We start from the raw sequence: 19,625 nt of genomic DNA on the forward strand, positions 1-19,625 counted from the left end.
CCTACCTATTTTCCTTAAGATTAATAATTGCTTGATTTAGTTCCTTTAAACTAAAAATATCTCTAATTTTTAATTCAAAATTACTTTCAAAGTTCTTCATTTGAACAATTCGTTTCTCTTTTTGCGTTAAGTCATAATGAATAATCCATATCTCGTTGTAGTCAAGTGATATATCATCAATAGTAAATTCATTAATCGCTTTACCTTCAATAAATTCAAAATGAATACCGCTTATCTCACTTATTAATTCATTAAACTCTCCTAAAACTGCAATTTTATTTGTTATTATCATTTCCAATTCATTTTCTTTAAAAGAATTAGTATCATTCGATACTAGATTTTTTTCGCTTAATAAGTTCATTTTCTCATTTAGAGAGGTTACTTCTTTTTCTAATTCTTTTATTTCATTACTATAATTTTCATTCTGTGTCTGTAACATATCATTCCAATTTTTCAAGTTTAGGTTTTCATTTTTATAATGATCGTTTTCTTTACTAATATGATTTAAGTCTTGTTTCAATTGCATATTTTCTTTTCTTAGTTCTATTATTAAATTATTTGTTTTATCTAGCTCTAATTTATAGTTCTTTTCCTTTTTTTTAAGCTCTTCAGTTATGTTATTTAATTTTGTTTCTAATTTTCTTATCGTTTTATTTAACTTATTTTCTAATATGCTTTCTTCAACATGAGTGTTATTTATACTTTTTATTGATTCTTCATTAGTTTTTTCCAAGTAATCAGTAACTATTTTTCTGAAATCTTCTTTACTATCTTTAACATATAGTGTAACTAATACCTTGGTGTATCCTTCAGTCTCACATAATTCTTTAAGTTCATTCAACTCTAATCCTTCAATATTAATTTCAATTATTTTTGCTTTAAGTACAAAATAATCTTGTACACGCTTCATATTTATAGGTTTAAGTAGATTATCCTCTAATATCTTCCTATTTTTTCGAACATCATCAATAGTATTCACTCGAAATCCAAAGTTATTAACCTTTTTCACTTTATATAATTCTACTATTTCCATTTCAGTTAAAGCTGAAATTAGTAATGTCAGTAATTCTTTGTCCATATACACTCTTCTCTCAATTAAATTTTCTATAAAAAATACATTATTATTTGGCTGGATTGTTTAGGGATTATTGGGCTTTATTGTTCATTAAAGTCCAAAAGTACTTTGCAATACCTGTGTTATAGAATAAATAGTTTGTTAGTGCCACGATACCTTCTATTAAGTCGTTCTCAAGTACATACTTACGAATTTCACTTTCACCAGAACCTGTATCATCCGTAAATAATGGTGAGTCGTTCAAATGATAGCTAAACTAGAGCCCTTAAGAATTTTTTACGTGACCAATCGGCTTCTCACATGATTTTCTAGTCCACTCCGTATGTATTCAAAAAATAGTCAAAGTGTTCACGAGGAAATTTGTTTTACGACAACGTATTTCCATGACGAATATTCGTGCATCCTAAACTTTACTAAGTAAGTCAGTTTTATAAATAGCAGTCGTTTCAGATTCATTCCACCACCACCAGCTGTACAATCCAAATAACATCTATTTTAAGCATGTCTTGTTAAATACTCGCATCCTCGCATTGCGTGTAATGATCATCGCAGCTTAAGGTAACATAATTTTACCGTAGTCCCTTAGTTTATATAGTCCGCCTAAAATTTCTGTGAATGACTATTTGAAGCTTACTTTACCTTGTAAGTTAATCATCTTATATATCTAATTCAAAAATTTATTTGTAAATATACTTCTTGTTCAGCTGGCTAGAGCAAAATAGTGTATTTATATGAATTTGATTACTAGACATTCGCTTACTCTATTAATTCTCTAATTTTCAAAGCACAGCCTCCGAAATGCAGTTCGCCAAAATAGTTAACATTACCTACAATTATAAGTGTTCTACCGACAAAAAGTAATACCCAATAATAATAGATTTAAGAAGTAGTCGTGACCTTACTCTAGACTTGATATAAGTAATTAATTACGGACAATTTTAATAAGAGTCAAAAAAATATTATAAATTTAGGCGGTTTTTAATAGTGAATGAGATTTTAATTAGATTAAGTGGTATATACGCAGAGGTACTTGTACGAGCTGCTTTCCAAAAAGTACACAATCGAAATAGTGGCCGTAAAAGTAATGCCTCTAAATTAGGTATGTGCTTTTCCGAGGAAGAAATAAAACATCAAGCTGAAGTACGAGCACATTCAATTGCCAATACACTTCGCACTTTTAAACGTTTACTTTATGCAAACTTCTCCAATGGTTACACCTTTTTAACAATCACATTCGATAAAAAAAGCTGTGATTTCGATATTACAGATTCAACTATTTGTCGTATTAAGTTCACAAATTATTGGAAGAACTTGAAGCGTGGTACGAAAAAAGGAGAATGCTTAGATGACACTGTAGATGTAAGATATTTGGGTGTACAAGAATATCATAAAGATGGCTCTATCCACTTTCATGTACTTTGTCATATTCCACATCAGTATAAAGCATTACTAAAAAAGAAATGGCAACATGGTAACTTAGACTTTAAACGCTCGAATAAAGATCCACTTGATATACAAAAGATTGCTAGCTATATGAAAAAGGGTATTTATGACTCTCGCCTAAATAACGAAAAGCATCGCTACCTTGCAAGTAGAGGTCTTAATAAACCAACGATATATAAGTACATTAGCAAAGGATTACCTACCTGGATTAATGAGGTTAATAGTACATTACTTTATAAAGAAGATAGCGAGTATGCTTTTCAGTACTTTCAATTCATCACACAACTCTCTGAAGATGAAATTCAATCGTATGTAGAAAGTGCAAATGATGCTAAGCTACACTATTTAATTGAGCAAATGGAAATGATTCAACAAATAGAACCCGTAGCATAATGTACGTCTCATAAGGTGAAATTTAGCAGTTACCACTTAGTTTAGGAAATTGTTGATAATAGGATAACATATTGAATAAACCTAAAGTAAACGTGCTTAAAACACGAATTCCTCTCCAATTAACATCATTTTAATTTTGAATTGACTAATCGGAGAAAAAACTTTTAGAAGCCATGCGAAAAAGACCAGGGATGAAACTAAAAGCTTATATACCGGTACTTTCTAATAGGTAACTCTAAATGAATAATAGCAAATATCCTAATAAACCTGGGGGTCCCATCATTTAGAGTTCAATTTTCCACCATCACTCCTTTGTGTAAAATGAGAATTGTGTAATTTAAGCTGAAATAAATTTATGACTAATGGTTTCTATTAGGTAAGAAACATTTCTTTGATGGTAGGAGTTTTAGCGACAAGTCCTACTAAAATTGAATACTTATAAAATAATCGGTATTCTTTTACAGCGGAACGGCACTGTTAAATGTAGCAATGAGAACAATTGTGACATCACTATTACTAGACTAATAAGGGATTCAACGCTTGTGTTTTAGTGCGATTTGTCAAAGGAAAGAATGAAAGCTTCAGCTTAAATTTAAAAAACACAAAATATACAACACACTAAAAATTAGAAAAGAGGAGTTTTTATGCCTACGAAATTAGTACACTGTAATACCATCACTTATGTTTACGATTACAACAGCTGGAAAAATGCAGCAAGATTTTCTTTTGAAAATGAGGTAGTACAGCTCAAACGCATTATTTTAACTAACTTTGTAGAGCACTACGTTACAAGGTACATGCGATTGGAGGTTTGCGAGCAAGATATACCATCTTTACAGAACCGCCTACAATCATTTCTACAGCATTTTAACAAAAGAGGTTTTAGATACTTGGCTGTACTAGATTTGTCCAATAAGAAACCTTGTGTTCGCTTAATAACTAACAAAGAACCTAATCTCTCTGAGCAACAATTTAATGAAATCTGGGGTAATAAAGTTACAATAGATCACCAACCATACGATGATTTATTAGATCAGTATGCCCAAGCTATACAATCCACAACAGATGTTACTACAGAACGTGTATTTATTTCAGATAAATTAAAAAAGCCGAGGGTGGCCCATAACGAAGTTGCTGATAGATTTATTGAGAAGCATGAATTACTAGACTGCGATGAATACTTCACGTATGAAATCTTTGATAAAGACTATGGAATTATTCTTGTCAATGAATATAGGAACATCCAATAAAGAATCACAACCAACAGCATAAAGCTACCTACAGCAATTGTTAGTAATACTATATCTACTCACACAGTATTACCGATAATTGCTTTTATTCGTAGGAGATTGCTTCTTACGCTACTTGAGTAAGTTCGCTTTCTTTGCTGTAACACCTTAAAATAAAGGTATACAGCAGCTCGCAAGCCGAAGGAGCAAGGAAGCAGAGGGAATTCTATGGAGAACTTGCAACATTATTCTGACGTGTTAAGCGTCAAGGACATTAAACGATTTTAGGTATCGGCACATCAAAAGCATATGAATTAGCTAAGTCAGGTTCTTTTCATACTGTTCGTATCGGCCCCCTTATTAAAATTCCCAAGCAGTCGTTTCTACACTGGCTGAATGGTTCAAATAACTAGCATAGCTACCCGCAGAGTGCTTCTTATCTAATTCTAGGAGCTTTGCATAATTAGAACAAAAGAACACCCCTACAGCTCTTAAAAGGCCGTAGAATGTGTTCTTTTTTTATACTTGTTACTTTTTTCTACACAGATGTAGCACTTACTTTTATAACCCAGGGGGCGACTAACGCCGTAAATGATTAACTGAAAGGGAAGGTACTCCCTCGCAGAATTTTTTTATAAAATTTTAACCCTATGTACGAAAATCACATAGCAAGTAGAGTGTTAACAATTTTCTTAGAAAAGTATGATCTTTATAACAAATAATTCCTCTATGCATATGAAAAATGTTCTACTCATGGAATTGATCACAGTTAAAGCAAGACTCAAATTCATTCAATTTTATAGAGCATCTATTTTCATTTGACACACCATAAATACTAAACAGTAATAAACGGGCGCCGCACAACCCATTCTCTACTAGGCTATTATTATATGCTTTCATATCAAGAGGACTATTCTCCCTAAACCCAATAACTCCCCATGATTAGCCTGTTTTGTGGACTTTTTAAAAAAGGGCAGACCTCGCCCAAAGTTCCATGCTTGTTATCGTACATGCTATCAAGATCAATACTTATTAAGGAAGGTACCCTCTCTCGAATCATAACACATTATTATTTATCCTTTATTCTAAAATTAACGATAAGGTTTATACTTTTACTACAGTCAGCTAAATTAAAATTGACTCAACAAACTTATTTTGATTTTGCTGTGTCTCAAATGCTTTTCTTTAATTTTCTGTAAATTGAGATTTTACCTATACATGCTGTTACTTTAAGATTTTCAATTAAATAAAAATATCACCTACATAAATTCGACATATTTAACAAATCGCCTATTACGTATTTATATTTACCTCATCTGTTTTTTATACATTTATCTCTTGTTTTCTTTTAATGTGTTAATTTCTCATTGTTCGGCCTATACAATTTAAGAGAATATTGTTTTGGCAACATTTTATATATAGTACATTACATTTTTTCTAATTGAAATTACATCTACTCTAACATCGACAAACTCTTAGAATGATGTATATACTATTAACAACAGCGCTGATTATTTAATCGTAGGTGATTCAATGGATAATGAAAATTTAATTACAGTAAAGCAATTTGATATTTTAAATTTAAGCTTAACAAAGCTAGCTGCAATTTCTCGCAGCAAGGTTGATGTAAGGATATTAATGCATTCATCCCCTCCTCAACGTGCTGCTAAGTCCGATATAAAAGAACGATGGATACTTACAGAAACTAGATCTGCTGAATTTGTCAGACGTGTTGATTTAGATTTAACATACTTCCCACATATCGAAGCTACCAGTAAAAATAAAGCTTTATTTGTTAAATCCTCTGTAGACGCTCTAGACATGATTACAAGCAAAATAACTAGCATAAAATATTCGGAAGTTAACTCTGCCGTTGTCCGTTTTGACGGTGAAATAAATAATAAAACTGGAGTATTTCTAATTGAATTTCCTTTCGAATCAATTAGAGAATATGTCGATTTTGTTAAAGCGATGAAGGCAATTAAAGTAGGTGAAAAACTATCACTTTCCCACCTCTTAAATTTCTATGCTGATAAGCCTTCTAACCCTTTCACGCAATTCAATATAGAAAAATTCCGATACATTTATCTTCCAATTAATTAAACAAAAATGCAGGCATCAATGATCATTCATCGATACCTGCATTTTTAGTTGCTGTATAATTCTAAAAAGCGATTAATCTCTTCTTTTGATACTCGACATACTCCTTCTACCGAAAACACCTTCAACCTCATTTCACGATACCTCGCCAATTTAGTACAAAAGCTGGTGAATGCTTAAATGAAAATGCTGACTTACTCAATTAGGTGTACAGAAGTTTAATATTCTGAGGCATATTCCACGCCCGTACAAAGTTCTGATGAAAAAGAAGTGGCAGTAGGGTCACTTAGGTACCAGCTTTCATCTTAAATATGTCGGTGAGGTTTTCGCTAATATAAATCACTTACACAACGTTATTTTATTTGGTCACATAATTGGTCACGCACTCTAAATAATTAGTGATGAAAAGAGGATACTAGCGGAGAATACAATTCCGCTAGAACCCTTGATATTAAACACTTTAGGAGTTAGAAGATAACTATAGGATATATACAGATAGGAATCGACAAGGTGGGGGTCGCAAGTTCGAGACTTGTCGAGACCATCATTTCAAGTGCCCGTAAACGTTGTTATATCAACGTTTACAGGCTTTTTCTTTTTAGGAGACTTTATACCTTACTATTGAATTTTTGGATTTGTCCGCAATTTGTCCGCAGGATTTTTTCCAATTATTTAGTGTTATTTTGGATGGCATTGTGAAAAATGTCTGCAATGTCATTATCTGCATTCGGCAATAGGTGTGCATAAAACTCTAATGTAATTTTAGGGTTGGCATGACCTAACCGCTTTGAAATTTTAAAGATATCTACACCTTCTGAAATAAGAATTGATGCATGTGTGTGACGAATATCATGATATAAATATCCGGTCACTCAACGCTGTATTACATTAGTTAATCTTTTTCAATGGTAGCACCGGTTTTTCTTCACTATATCTTGAATAAGACCAACCTTCATTCGAAACTCCCGTACATAAATTATCCGTACAGGAAAAAATATAAGTTTGCTGTTCTGTTTGGACATTTATTTCATAATGGAAAATAGAAGATGGATTAGCAACATTAAATCGACTTACTCCTTGTTTAATTGCATAAACATTCTCCCTTGCAGCAATTTCCTGATATTGTTCATTTTCCAGCACCATTTTAGTCATTTCTCCTAAAATGATTTGATCTTCTAAGTTTGGTGTATATGTATTTTTGATAAAACTACTAATCCCCAAATAAAAATTTAATACAAAGCTAATAAAAAGTAGGATTAAAATTAATTTTGTTTTTTTCTGCATATTTAAGCACCCCGCTTTGTGATTCCATTTATCAGTCTTTAGTGAAATGCACCGGATAACTGTAATTACATACCGGACATTCCGGCTATAATTAAGAAAGTGGTCCATAAGAAACCCAATCCTAACGCTAAAATAGATAGTGTCCTAAGTAAATTAATTGAATAGGAATAGAAACCATTTTTACTATCATCTCTTATTTTCAATGATAGGATAATGAAAATGACACCTAATATTCCTGTTAAATAAGTAATAGTAACCCCTACCCAATACCACGTTAACCCGTTTCCCCAATATGCCATTTCTCCAAATTTAATACTGAGATAAAATAATCCAACTGCATATAATAAAGAAAATAATGTATATAAATATAATTTAATAGCAACCGATTTCAATGAAGCTCACCTACGTTTCCAAATTTTATAAATTATCTTTAATTACCACTACATTATATATATCAAATAGTTCCTTTTCGTGTAATATTACACTATAAGTTTCATTTGTCAATATTCTAAAGCCTATTATTCTAGTTACAGATATTTACACCACAATATGACTCTATAATAAAAATGGGCTGATTCTTATTACAGAATCGCGCCCGATTGTGGAAGATTATTTTTCTTTTAACTATAATTTGGTAAATTTCACTTTATATACTATACATGCTTAAGTGTCTTAGTAGTTTCTTTAACAAAATCTCTGAATGCTTTCCCTTCCTCAACAAATGGATTGTGATTAGATTGTTCGAAGATTGTTAATTCAGACGTAGGAATGAGATCAGCAATTTCATAACTAAATTCAATTGGACATTGCGCGTCATATTTCCCGCCAAATACATAGGTATCTATTTGAATTGTCCGCAACTCTTTACGTAAATCGAATGACTTTACTGCTACTTTTCTAAAGTAATCAAGCGCTCGACCAACAGTACGCCCACTATTCGGTATTGTCAGGGCATTTTTTAATTTTTCTTCACTAGTAAATGACATCATTGCCCATTCAAAATCTAATTCTTTTCGTTTCACTTGTGGCGTGTTTGGATTATTTAAACTTTCCATGATTTCGATAATCCGATTAAAATTTTTATTTTCAGTACAGTAAATACTATTTGGATGACTTGCGTATGCTTTACTTGCTGCACTACAACCGCAGATGCATTTTAATAGAGATTTTTGTTTTAATACGGCATATTTTAATGCTATCATGCCGCCAATTGAATGGCCTGCAAAAGCCCATTTGGGGAAATTTAATGCTTCACGAATGGCTTCTAAATCTCATGAATTCTATAATATTATAGAAAATGAAAAAGCCGTAGGTTATGTATGGATGAAGGTAGTAGAAGAAAACAAGAGTGCTTTTTTATATGAGATCTATCTCAAGGATGAGTTTCGTTCTAAAGGGATTGGAAAAAAGGTGATGATTGAACTTGAATTCCATTTGTTGTATCAACCTTCATTCTAACAAGATTTAGAAAGGAAAAAATTAAAAGATCGCTATTGAATCCGTATGTATTTGCTAAAAATAAAAAGCATCGAACACAGTTGGAAATCTGTAATCCGATACCTTTTTGGGTGTATTTTTATCGTTCAAACACTTGGCTTTCTCTTGCTTTTAGTTTCTTTTTAATGAATGTGTAAATATTTAAAATAAATCCTATGACAAACATAACAATTGCATTGAGAGCTAGGATTATTGCTATAGTACCTCCCCCAAAAGATGCATCACTATAACCATCTACGGTATTTTTATTACTATAATAAATTTCTAATGATATAAAACTATAGGCTATTACTGGAACTAAAAGAGCCATAACGATTGCAGAAATCCATATTTGAATTTTCTTTTTTCGGTATAAATACAAGGTTAACCCATTACTAACTACAATATATAAGAAAAAAAACAATCCATCCATATTACTTGCACCCCTTTATTTTAGTTACCAACACCCCTAATAAACTTAAATGCTTCTGTTTTAATACAATATTTCTTTACATAGATTTTAACATAAATAGCCATTTTTAAAGGGATGTTATTCAATAATATGGCCCTATAACGGAAAACGCGATCTTCATATTGAAGAATCGCGCACTTTAATTGAATAACTAAGTCTAATATTAATGGTTAATTCTGAGGTAAGAGTGGAGCATTATTATTGAATATCTAATGCAGTTACATAAGTAGCAGTACTACCTTCCCATGTTCCTACTATTTCAACTATATACTTCCCTTTTTCTTTTATTTCTTCAAACGTATTATACGTTGCAATCACATTATTATTGTCCCAGAGTTTTATTTCATAATGAGTTGGTTCCTTTTCAAAATCTAATTTTACAGTTTCGGCTAGATTAACTTTAACACCCTGTTCGATATTTACCATCTCGGTTGGAGGAGCATGATCTGCCTCCACAGTTACTACTTGCCCTGTACTTTTATCAAAATAACTCCAACTATAAATTCCTCGGTAAGTTATAATCTCGTCTTCGCCAATTTTTAATTTTATAGCGGGTGGTTCTTCCCGATTATTTGACTTTGTGATTATATTATTACTTGCACTTTTGGATGTATCCTCTTCGACATTACTACACCCTAATAATGTGAATAACATCATTAATGAAAACCCCATTCGAATTAATATATTCATAATATTCCTCCTTTTTAAATTAGTAGACATTTTCAAAATAAAGTTACAAAATATTTTATCCTAGTAGTCTGTTAATTTTTATCTGTACTTAAACATTAATATCAATTTTTGTGTAGTGTTATTTAATTAAATGGCCCTATAATTGAAAAAAGCTCCTTTCTTATTCAAGAAAAGCGCCTGATTGTTGAACAACTTGAATATAATCTCATTCTCCGATTAATTACAATTGTACTTTGTCTAAAGTACCCTTCACTAAAAGTAAATTATTTTTTAATGTAGCACTTGATGGAGGGATAAACTGTAAAATAAACATTTTTATGGTAACTTTTATAAGTTAGGGGTTCTAAATGAATAACTTAATTAATGAGAAATCAATTCAAAGGAGGGTCTAAAATGTTTAATAAAATTATAAATACTGTATTAATATTTGTTTCTTTAACTCTAATTCCATCTATTCCAGATATGAACCATTATTATTTTAATGGAACAAGCAATAATTGGGATATCGTTTATAACACTAAAGTAAGTGAGGGAGAAAGTTGGGCTGAATTTTCCTTTGAATATATAGGAGAAGATGATGCCCCTAGTCAATTTAAATATAATTTAAAGAGTGATGGGTTTGAATTGATAAGTATTGATGAAAAATTTAATCATCCGAGTAAAAACATTAATTCTGGTAATAGTGGATGTGCAGGCCCACCAATTAACCCTGAAAGTTGTAATGAATATATAAAAAAAGATACTCAAATAGAAGCAATAATTGAATGGGATGGGAAATCAGAAACTATTTTTTTAAAACAAAAATAGATATTCTTTTTAAGAATAAGTTAATGCTGCTTCGCTAATTCAATGGTTTAAACCTATCCAATACTTTTAAACGGTTTAAAATAACTCTAAAAGGCTATTAAATAGTTTAAAGGCGACAACCCATAAATACACCATTCGGGTTATCGCCTTTAATTTATTTATTAATATTTAAATAACATTGCTACCATTTCGTGACCCGCTCCAATAGTCCAAAACAATACAATGTCACCTGTAGCTTTATAATAAAGATTCATCAAAAATAACTCGTAAACCCTTATTTTACGATAAATAAGAAGATTCCATTTTTAAAAAAGATTGTTCAAAATGGATTCTCCTTAAGTAATTTTAATTTGGTTTTTATAAAAAAGTTTGATCATTTTCTGCCTGTGTTACTCCACAAACGCGCCCGATTGTTGAACATCGTTATTCAGCTAAAGCACTCCGTTAGTAAAAACCTCACTAAAAAAAGGACTTGTCAAAATACTCCATTACTAGTATTGCTAGCCCCAAAATTGACAACAACAATCCTCCAACTAGTCATGCAGGGAATATATATTGATGCCACCACAATTATAGTTAATGTAGTAAATAATCCCCCTAACATTATAAAACCTCCAATTACTGTCCTTTTCATTCTTTCGTCCCCAATCTACATATTTTTTCCTTACTTTCATCCCCTTCTTTTCTATCCTATTTCTCCAAGCGATTTAGATTTCCCTTGTTCAACTAACTTAATCTGATAGTTTTAGTACACTATTTAACAATCTCACTCGTAAGTATTGCCCACCAGTCAAAAGCTAGTAGATTGTTTTTACACATTACTTAAAAAATTAATTTCAATATAACTTTTATGATTTATTTTGGTGAATTAAACGATAAAATTATTTATAGAAATAAATCCTGACAGAACAGAGCATTTAAAGACAGGTATTTAAAGTGAAAAAATTTTACTATTTAATTAAGGAGGAAAAAGTATGTCAGCTTGGTTAGAATCTTTACAAAAAGCAATTAACTATATCGAAGAAAATTTATTAAAAGAAATTTCGATAGTGGACATTGCAAATGAAGCAAACTCTTCTGCATTCAATTTTCAACGAACATTTGGATTATTAACAGAGATTTCAGTAGGTGAATATATTCGGCGAAGAAGATTGACTTTGGCAGCAGACGAGTTAAAAAGAACAGACAGTAAGATTATCGACCTTGCATTTAAGTACGGCTATGACACTCCCGAGGCTTTTTCAAAAGCCTTTAGGCGTCAGCATGAGGTTTCACCAAGTGACGTCAGGAAAAATATTGGAAAGATCAAATCATATAACCGCCTTGTAATAGAGGTGAGATTGAGAGGGGCAGAACCAATGAAATATCAAATCGTAGAACGTGAAGGCTTCCAAGCAATAGGTGTAAAAAAAGAATTTTTACTTGAGAATAATGGCAATTTAATCGGAATCCCTAAAATGTGGGATGAATTAAATGGTGATGGTACTACTGACAAGCTAGCACAAATTAATAATGGACAAATTAAAGGAGTTCTTGGTATATGTGTAGCAAAACCTAATGAGAAAATTGACTATTGGGTTGCTACAGACTATACAGGTGACGTTAAAGAAGGATTTGAAGTAATCGAACTTCCAGCTTCTAAATGGGGTGTTTTTGAAGTACATGGTCCAATGCCTGATGCAATGACAAAAGTTTGGAAACAAATTTTTTCTGAATGGTTCCCTGCTAACGGATATCAACATGCAGGTACACCAGAGTTCGAAATGTATACAGAAGATGATCCATTCAGTCCAGATTGCTATTCAGAAATTTGGGTTCCATTAAAATAATTTAAAATAGATGTCCCATTAATCGATGCCAAAACGACTAGTGGGATTTTTTAAAAGAGGCTTAAAGAGTTCAAACATATTATATATATCAAATGCTGCATAAACTACCACAACATATAAATGGGGAAACATTGCGCTAAAGTCTTCTGCCACAATTGCTCGAACTAAATCAACAGCGTGGACGAATGGTAAAGCATAAGCGACTTTTTCAAAAGCGCCTCCAACTAACGATAAATCTAACCATGCGCCAGATAAAAATTCTGTTAAGTTCGTTAATAAAGCCCCGCACAATCCTACCGCTGCCTTTTCATTAAATAAAGTGCCTCATAACAGTCCAATTCCTATGAAAATAGTAGACGTAATGAGTAAGGCAATCAATGCAAATAAATGGTAGAAAGATAGCTCCAAACCTAAAAAGTAAGCCGTTATAAAACACGTAATACTTTGAAGCACAGCAAATATTCCTAAAGGAAGCGTATACCCAATAATAAAATCACTTGCTTTCATAGGAGTCGTTAGCAACCTTATTAAATAAGAAGTAGAACGGTCCTTCGCTAACGTTTGTGCTACAAATAAAGCAATAAAAGAAAGGCTAAATATTGCGATGCCAGGTGTTAAATGTTCAATATTAAAAAGTGCTTCTGGAACATTGCGATTAATCGCAGTTAAAATCATCATTAAAATAATTGGAAAGACTATACCAAAAAATAATGAAATCGGGTCACGTACAATTTCTTTCGTACAACGTCCAGCAAATGCCAATGCTCTCATTATAATTTGCCCCCTGTACGAAATGCACAAATGCATCCTCAAAGTTTCATTTACTTGCTTTTGTAAGGAACTCGTCTACTGTGCCAAGTGCCTTCACATCGCCGTCTTTCATAATACAAATACGATCACACAAACTTTCCGCTTCTTCTAAATAGTGAGTTGTAAGTACAATTGTAGTCGTCTCTCTTAGTTTATTAATCATTGCCCATAGCTCACGGCGGCTAATGATATCTAACCCTAAAGTAGGTTCATCTAAAAATAAAATTTTAGGATCTGCAATGAGAGCCATGGCAATACTTAACTTTCGTTGCCAACCACCGGATAATTTTTTACCACGTTGATGTTCGTAAGGCTGTAGTGAAAACTGGCTAATTAAAGCATCTGTTTTTTCAATGGACTTCTCCTTCGAAAAGCCGTGAATACGTGCCATTAATAATAAATTTTCGCGCACAGATAAATTTGGTGCAATGGACGTTTCCTGAGGTGACACAGCGAGTAATCCCCGGATACTTGGCAACTCTTTACTAAGCGAATGCCCAAGTACAAGCGCATCTCCTGAAGTAGGTTTGGCAAGGCCAGTTAACATATTGATAACGGTCGTTTTACCAGCACCATTAACTCCAAGATGTGAATGATAACCCTCACATTCTAACAAACCGTAAAATTTTTAAGACCTTAGCTCTGTTAAAATTGAATGTTAAGAAAAAGAGTGATTGACTCCTTTACGGCTATCCATAATTCTTTAATAAGAAAATTAAATCTACTACTAATTACCATTTAAAATCTTCTCTCAATTTTCAACGTTGAAATTTAACATATCCTAATTAAAATATCCATTTGAGATGCTGACTAAACACCATTTCAATATGAAAACATTCATTTTGATTCATCCTTTTATTTTAAATTTTTGGAAGGTCTATCATGAAAACATTCCTAAAGCGACGTTTGGTAACATTTCTTGAAAGGATATTACTTCGCAATATGGCCCTTTATCTGATAAGGGTAGCATCAAATCTATAAGCACAAAGATTTCCCAAATACAATTTTAAAAACGTAGTTGATAATACGAACCAATTAAAAAAGGGCTGTTTTATCACCGTTGTCAAATCAATATTTTCCCATATTTCATAGAGCATATAAGGACAGGAGCAGAGAGTCGTAGATTGGAAAAGAAGCTATTTCGTTCACCGAAAACAGCAAGCCCTTACCCAGTAAACGAGTAGAATAATCAAAATTCTGAAAATGATACATAAATTTAATATAAAAGTTACTTTCAATCATTTATACTAAAAATATAGTCATTCTGAGAGGTGAATTTAGTGATTATTAAAGATAATAAATCATCCCATTTAGATGCACACCTAAAGAATAATTCTGAAATTAGTAGTAATGAAGATAAAGAAATGCTTGAAAACATCAAGGTTACAATAGAGAAAAATAAAGAAGTAATAGAGCAAAACCGTAAAATTCTTGAATCAAAGAAACAAGAAGAAGCCACTGAATAATGATCTCATGAACTTACCCCTGTCAAGTAGACAGCCTATAAAAAGACTAAGCAGCCATCTGGTGACGATATTCTATCGGTGCCAGATGGTTGAGTCGTTTTTGGAAGCGCTGGTAATTATAAAAGTAGATATATTGCTCAACAGCTTGTCTTACCGTTTCCTCTGAATAATCATGTAACAGATACAAGCACTCGCTTTTAAAGTGCGAGAAAAAGGACTCAATACAAGCGTTGTCATGGCAGTTTCCTTTGCGAGAATGACTGCCAATCATGCCAAGCTGCTCTACTGTTTGATGATACTTTATGGATGTGTATTGGTAGCCTTGATCTGAGTGAATGATGCTTCGATACACATTTCTTTTTGCGGTCAATTCCTGGAGGGTATCCATGACTAATTCTAAATCATTACGCTTGCTAATACGCCAAGCGACAATTTCGTTGTTATATAAATCCTGTACAGCTGACAAGTAGAGAAATCCATTTTTCGTTGGCAGATACGTAATATCTGTTACGAGCACCTCATTTTCTACACGTTCTTTAAATTGACGCTCCAACACATTATCAAATACACGTGAGAGACGGTTGCCCCATACGCGACGCTTTTTACGGATAATCGATTGAATACCCAACTCACTCATTAGTCGATAGACTTTCTTATGATTCACAAGAAAGCCTTTGTCCCGTAGAGCGATTTTCATGCGTGGATATCCATACATTTTGTGCGTTTGATGAATCGCTAAAATTTGCTCCTTTAAAACAATATCATTATGTTTGCGTAACGATACTTTGCCATTTTTAAGCCACTTATAGTAGCCTGAACGTTCCAATTTTGCCATTTTAGTAAGCCATGTAATGGGATAGCGATCTTTCATTTCTTCAATAATTTGATAACGATCTGAATAAGTAGGCATTCCTCCATTTACAGATTTGGATACTGCTTTTTTAAGTATTCGACCTGTGCCTTATAGTAATCACGTTCTTCTTCTACATTTTTAAAGTGGACCCGTTTTCCTTTTAAAGGATTCTTCTCACCTTTCGCACCAGAACCTGTAGATGCGATACGATTAAAAGCTTCGATGGATCCGACTTCTTTATATTTCTTCACCCAAGCTTTTACTTGAGAAACATTACGAATCTCATATCGATCCGCAATTTTTTGCATACTTTCATTGCCTGTTAAATAAGCTTGTACAATCTCTAACTTCAACTCGTTTGAATAAATATTATTTTTTCTCGACACAGAAAAATCCCCTTTAAGTAAAATGTTTACCTACAGCGTACTGTAGGTTTTTTAACATTGTCTACTTAAAGGGGATAATATCATCAGTGGTTTTTTGTTTTATCTTATTGCTCTTGGAATTCCTTATAAAATCACTTTAGGGTCTTCCTTTTTTCCAGGAAAGCGCCCGATTGTGGAATAACGAATGCCATTATAAGGTTATGATCAGCTTACAATAACATCCCAAAGCGATATGTGTAACATTAGGGGAATTCTACACGTCTATGTTTACGAGGGGGGAAATGTATGAAAAAGATATTAATTTCTTTATTAGCTATAGTTGTGCTAGTAGGTGGTATTTATTTTGGATCTAACCTTAAACCACCTAAACCAACCATAACTATTGAAAATAATACTGTAAAAGTGGCACAAGGTTCTTATTGTTGGCGTGGGCTTATTAATGCACAATGTGTTGATATGATTTCGCCACCAGATATTATTAAACATCACGAACTTAAACCTGTTATTGTATCACCTGAAGCTAAATTAAAAATAGAATTTAATCGTAAACCTCTAGAAAATACGTTGAATGCATCTTTATGGCTTAGTAACGGGGAAACGGAAAATGCCCCATTAAATGACAATGTATTAGTAGTGCCAAAAGAAAAGGGTGTTTATATTTATAGTGTTTCTGCAAATTGGGAAAAGGGAAGTTCGGGTTATGTCTTTGTAATTGGAGTTAAATAAGTCTTTTCTTTCATGAGTATTTTAGTAACAAGTTTTTATAGCGTACACATAACTAAACCTAATAACGGTCCCAAATCAATGTTTGGGCAGGTTACAAAAGTCGAAAACGTTAATTTAACAGCGTTCTCGACTTTTTTGTATCACATTATTTATACGATATTTTATACAGCTGAAACCCTTGATATAAAGGATTTTATACTAGCAGGGTATAATCTTTAATTTGCATAAAAACTTGTTGTAACCGTCAACCCAAATTGAACATTTTTTGCTCATTAAGAATGAACACTTTTTATTCGTTAAAGATTCTTTGTTAATGTTTTAAACGATGACTTTCATTGTTCATATGAATGACCTCGACTCTGTGTAACAGGCGATCCAAAATAGCAGTCATCATCCCTTGGTTATCCACTAACTCTGTCCATTCTTCTGGACTTCGATTTGATGTCAATATTAGCGAACTTTGCTCGTATAGCTGATGTACGAGCTGAAAGAATAAAGTGGCTTCCCGTTGATCTAAAGCCATATACATCACATCATCGATAATAATTAAATCCGATGCTCTCAACCGTTTTAATTGGATTTGTGAGCGATGTGTAAATTCCTCTGTTTTCAATAACTGAATTAATTCTCCCATTGTAATGAAATAGACTTGAAAGCCTTTTTGAATGGCTTCAATGCCTAAGCCTACGGCCAATAACGTTTTCCCTGCACCCGGTGGTCCTAAAAGAATTAAATTGTAACTTTGCTCTAACCATTGGAACTCCTGCAGCTGTTTCATTTGGCGCTCTGTAATCGCTGTTTGCTCCTCTAACTGAAACATATGCAACGGCTTATGGTATGGGAAACGTGCCCACGATAAACGCTTTTCGATATTCTTTTCTTCTCGTCTTCTAAGCTCTAATGTTGTTAGCTCATCAATGAATTCTAAATACGTCCACGATACTTGTTCCGCTTGGCGGAGAAGCTCTGGGAGCCCCTCAGCCGTTTCTGCTAAACGTAATTGCTTAAATGCCTGTTGGATATCTGCCACACTTTTGCTCATATTATTTGCCTCCCATACGTTGAATGTATTCTTTTAAATCTCTCGTTTGAACTGCTATTGCTAGCGATTCTTTTGATTCTTTTACAGTAGTTATTGGCTGCTCTGGTTCAATTTTTGTTCGCTTAAAATAGGCGACCACATCTCGAAACTCATTTGCGCTGTATAACTTTTCTTGAATACATTTATCAATTGCTGCAGATATCCATTCTGGGTTCTCTTTCGCAATTTTTTGGAATAACAATAATTGATCTCTACGATATCGACCGTATGTATGACAAACATCTTGAATATATTGCTCGGCTCCTTTATATGGAAATAAAGTGAGCACATTACGTTGTAACTCATCGAGCGACTTAGAGCGATCACGTCCATGATTTAGATTTTTTATCAGCTTGCCTTTTCTAAACTAATGGTATGTTCCGCAAGAATTTCGCCAGTATGCGGTACTAATATTTTTAATTTCTGCCCTTGGGGCACTATTTGTATGACTGGATATTTCGTATATGTTCCCAGTGGAACGGAATATCGATTAGATGCGTACCGAACTGTGTTGTCCTTGTTGACATTCCTTGTTATAATTTCTGTATGGTTGCTTCCTAATAGAGGAAGCGGTGTAGAGACTTTTCTTAAGTGTTGCTTTTCCAGGAGAAACACTTCGAAAGGTCTCTTTTTTGTTGTATTATGCACTTTATAATTCCCTGTTCGTTCTAACCATTTTAAAGACCGATGATTCCAGTCCTCAAGTGTTGTATAAATTCGATTTTTAGCGAAGTTATATTTTACGTATTTTACAACACTCTCTATTTTGCCTTTGGACTCGGGATCTGCCTTGCGGCAGAGATAGATTTTGAATTTCCGGTCTTTTACATACTGTTGAAACTCATTTGTTAAAATGAGATCGCCTGCATTTTCACTTACCGCAATTAAATTGTCTTGATCGTACACAATTTCATCCGTTATACCTTCGTAAAACTGAAAGGCTTTTTCATGACATTCAATTGTATCTCTTGTCGTAAAAGGCCGATCTAACCACACTGTGAATTTATGTCGAGAATGAGCTAAAACAAAAGCGACGAAATATAATTTCACTTCTTTACCAGCTGTTGTTTTTTGAATGGTTTGTCCCCAATCTACTTGTAATTGCTTACCTGGAGGCAGTTCAATTACTGCTTCGTATTCACGAGGTTCATCTATTTTTTCAATTTGATAAAATTCACGAATTTCATTTACATAACGTCTAACTGTACTTTCACCAACATCAATTGTTGGGAATTTCTCTTGTAGCCAATCAAAAACTTGTGCCCCCGTTAAGCTAGGATGCTCAAGTAACCAACCAACAATCCAATCTTGGTATTCATCTAGCTTCTTCTTACGCCCAGTCTGGCTAAACTCATTTACTGCATCTTCAAAAGACATATCTAAATATTTATAAACAGTATTACGTGATATTTTTAGTCGCTTTGCGATTTGTGTAACCCTTAATCGACGATTACGCAATTGATGAATTTCGATATGTAACACAAGCTTCTCCTCCATTAGTACAG

General features: G+C 33.0%; 22 protein-coding genes and 2 pseudogenes. 9 read left to right on the forward strand and 15 right to left on the reverse strand.

Annotated features, from left to right (window positions below; genetic code table 11):
* Nucleotide 1: 1 nt before the first annotated feature.
* A complete protein-coding gene (locus MHH44_RS11450) occupies nucleotides 2-1,078 on the reverse strand; it encodes a hypothetical protein (protein WP_340798622.1) in 1,077 nt (358 codons plus the stop codon).
* 73 nt (nucleotides 1,079-1,151) lie between these two features.
* Nucleotides 1,152-1,342 (reverse strand): annotated as a pseudogene (locus MHH44_RS11455) (N-6 DNA methylase); the annotation flags it as partial.
* Nucleotides 1,343-2,059: 717 nt separating this feature from the next.
* Between MHH44_RS11455 and MHH44_RS11460 the strand changes: the two are divergent.
* From MHH44_RS11460 to MHH44_RS11470, 4 genes are all read left to right on the forward strand, one after another.
* A complete protein-coding gene (locus tag MHH44_RS11460) occupies nucleotides 2,060-2,911 on the forward strand; it encodes a rolling circle replication-associated protein (RefSeq protein WP_340798624.1) in 852 nt (283 codons plus the stop codon).
* A 644-nt stretch (nucleotides 2,912-3,555) separates the two neighbouring features.
* On the forward strand, nucleotides 3,556-4,161 hold the full coding sequence (locus MHH44_RS11465; protein WP_340798625.1) for a hypothetical protein: 606 nt from the start codon (nucleotides 3,556-3,558) through the stop codon (nucleotides 4,159-4,161).
* Nucleotides 4,162-4,430: 269 nt separating this feature from the next.
* Complete coding sequence (locus tag MHH44_RS21210; RefSeq protein ID WP_445683052.1) at nucleotides 4,431-4,553, forward strand: hypothetical protein; 123 nt, start codon at nucleotides 4,431-4,433, stop codon at nucleotides 4,551-4,553.
* Nucleotides 4,554-5,673: 1,120 nt separating this feature from the next.
* Nucleotides 5,674-6,243: a hypothetical protein gene (locus tag MHH44_RS11470; protein WP_340798626.1), complete on the forward strand. Its 570-nt coding sequence runs from the start codon at nucleotides 5,674-5,676 to the stop codon at nucleotides 6,241-6,243.
* Nucleotides 6,244-6,908: 665 nt separating this feature from the next.
* On the opposite strand, the gene MHH44_RS11475 is transcribed toward MHH44_RS11470, so the two are convergent.
* From MHH44_RS11475 to MHH44_RS11490, 4 genes are all read right to left on the reverse strand, one after another.
* A complete protein-coding gene (locus tag MHH44_RS11475; protein ID WP_340798627.1) occupies nucleotides 6,909-7,112 on the reverse strand; it encodes a tyrosine-type recombinase/integrase in 204 nt (67 codons plus the stop codon).
* Between the two features lie 16 nt (nucleotides 7,113-7,128).
* A complete protein-coding gene (locus MHH44_RS11480) occupies nucleotides 7,129-7,524 on the reverse strand; it encodes a hypothetical protein (RefSeq protein ID WP_340798628.1) in 396 nt (131 codons plus the stop codon).
* Nucleotides 7,525-7,589: 65 nt separating this feature from the next.
* Nucleotides 7,590-7,916, reverse strand: a complete 327-nt coding sequence (locus MHH44_RS11485; RefSeq protein ID WP_340798629.1) for a hypothetical protein — start codon at nucleotides 7,914-7,916, stop codon at nucleotides 7,590-7,592.
* 261 nt (nucleotides 7,917-8,177) lie between these two features.
* Nucleotides 8,178-8,783: an alpha/beta fold hydrolase gene (locus tag MHH44_RS11490; protein WP_340799510.1), complete on the reverse strand. Its 606-nt coding sequence runs from the start codon at nucleotides 8,781-8,783 to the stop codon at nucleotides 8,178-8,180.
* Between MHH44_RS11490 and MHH44_RS11495 the strand changes: the two genes are divergently transcribed.
* A complete protein-coding gene (locus tag MHH44_RS11495) occupies nucleotides 8,725-8,982 on the forward strand; it encodes a GNAT family N-acetyltransferase (RefSeq protein ID WP_340798630.1) in 258 nt (85 codons plus the stop codon). The two genes, MHH44_RS11490 and MHH44_RS11495, sit on opposite strands and share 59 nt — an antisense overlap.
* A gap of 118 nt (nucleotides 8,983-9,100) precedes the next feature.
* Here the strand turns inward: MHH44_RS11495 and MHH44_RS11500 are convergent, their stop codons facing one another.
* Both MHH44_RS11500 and MHH44_RS11505 read right to left on the reverse strand, forming a co-directional pair.
* A complete protein-coding gene (locus MHH44_RS11500; protein ID WP_340798631.1) occupies nucleotides 9,101-9,433 on the reverse strand; it encodes a hypothetical protein in 333 nt (110 codons plus the stop codon).
* Nucleotides 9,434-9,670: 237 nt separating this feature from the next.
* On the reverse strand, nucleotides 9,671-10,162 hold the full coding sequence (locus tag MHH44_RS11505) for a hypothetical protein (protein WP_340798632.1): 492 nt from the start codon (nucleotides 10,160-10,162) through the stop codon (nucleotides 9,671-9,673).
* Nucleotides 10,163-10,555: 393 nt separating this feature from the next.
* On the opposite strand from MHH44_RS11505, the gene MHH44_RS11510 reads away from it, so the two are divergent.
* The gene (locus tag MHH44_RS11510; RefSeq protein WP_340798633.1) at nucleotides 10,556-10,969 is read left to right on the forward strand and encodes a hypothetical protein; all 414 of its coding nucleotides are present in this window, start codon (nucleotides 10,556-10,558) and stop codon (nucleotides 10,967-10,969) included.
* 974 nt (nucleotides 10,970-11,943) lie between these two features.
* Entirely contained in the window at nucleotides 11,944-12,798 is an 855-nt protein-coding gene (locus tag MHH44_RS11515) for an effector binding domain-containing protein (protein ID WP_340798634.1), read from the forward strand.
* Between the two features lie 18 nt (nucleotides 12,799-12,816).
* Here the strand turns inward: MHH44_RS11515 and MHH44_RS11520 are convergent, their stop codons facing one another.
* From MHH44_RS11520 to MHH44_RS11530, 3 genes are read right to left on the reverse strand one after another with little or no spacing between them, the layout of a single operon-like run.
* A complete protein-coding gene (locus tag MHH44_RS11520; RefSeq protein WP_340798635.1) occupies nucleotides 12,817-13,089 on the reverse strand; it encodes a hypothetical protein in 273 nt (90 codons plus the stop codon).
* A 33-nt stretch (nucleotides 13,090-13,122) separates the two neighbouring features.
* A complete protein-coding gene (locus MHH44_RS11525; RefSeq protein ID WP_340798636.1) occupies nucleotides 13,123-13,569 on the reverse strand; it encodes an ABC transporter permease in 447 nt (148 codons plus the stop codon).
* 46 nt (nucleotides 13,570-13,615) lie between these two features.
* Nucleotides 13,616-14,224 (reverse strand): ABC transporter ATP-binding protein, encoded by a 609-nt coding sequence (locus MHH44_RS11530; protein ID WP_340798637.1) that lies wholly within the window; start codon nucleotides 14,222-14,224, stop codon nucleotides 13,616-13,618.
* A 664-nt stretch (nucleotides 14,225-14,888) separates the two neighbouring features.
* Here MHH44_RS11530 and MHH44_RS11535 point away from each other — a divergent pair.
* A complete protein-coding gene (locus tag MHH44_RS11535; RefSeq protein WP_340798638.1) occupies nucleotides 14,889-15,074 on the forward strand; it encodes a hypothetical protein in 186 nt (61 codons plus the stop codon).
* Between the two features lie 46 nt (nucleotides 15,075-15,120).
* Here MHH44_RS11535 and MHH44_RS11540 read toward each other — a convergent pair whose 3' ends face one another.
* Both MHH44_RS11540 and MHH44_RS11545 read right to left on the reverse strand, forming a co-directional pair.
* Nucleotides 15,121-15,984, reverse strand: coding sequence for an IS3 family transposase (locus tag MHH44_RS11540; protein ID WP_340797581.1), 864 nt, complete (start codon nucleotides 15,982-15,984; stop codon nucleotides 15,121-15,123).
* 8 nt (nucleotides 15,985-15,992) lie between these two features.
* Nucleotides 15,993-16,313: a transposase gene (locus MHH44_RS11545; RefSeq protein ID WP_340798589.1), complete on the reverse strand. Its 321-nt coding sequence runs from the start codon at nucleotides 16,311-16,313 to the stop codon at nucleotides 15,993-15,995.
* Between the two features lie 285 nt (nucleotides 16,314-16,598).
* On the opposite strand from MHH44_RS11545, the gene MHH44_RS11550 reads away from it, so the two are divergent.
* Nucleotides 16,599-17,039, forward strand: coding sequence for a hypothetical protein (locus MHH44_RS11550; protein ID WP_340798639.1), 441 nt, complete (start codon nucleotides 16,599-16,601; stop codon nucleotides 17,037-17,039).
* A 310-nt stretch (nucleotides 17,040-17,349) separates the two neighbouring features.
* On the opposite strand, the gene istB is transcribed toward MHH44_RS11550, so the two are convergent.
* Together istB and istA are read right to left on the reverse strand one after the other, a co-directional pair.
* Complete coding sequence (gene istB, locus MHH44_RS11555) at nucleotides 17,350-18,081, reverse strand: IS21-like element helper ATPase IstB (RefSeq protein WP_340798640.1); 732 nt, start codon at nucleotides 18,079-18,081, stop codon at nucleotides 17,350-17,352.
* A gap of 1 nt (nucleotide 18,082) precedes the next feature.
* Nucleotides 18,083-19,602: pseudogene (gene istA, locus MHH44_RS11565) on the reverse strand (IS21 family transposase).
* Nucleotides 19,603-19,625 lie beyond the last annotated feature (23 nt).

It is taken from the genome of Solibacillus sp. FSL K6-1126 (assembly GCF_038003445.1).
In the GTDB taxonomy this organism is placed as follows: domain Bacteria; phylum Bacillota; class Bacilli; order Bacillales_A; family Planococcaceae; genus Solibacillus; species Solibacillus silvestris.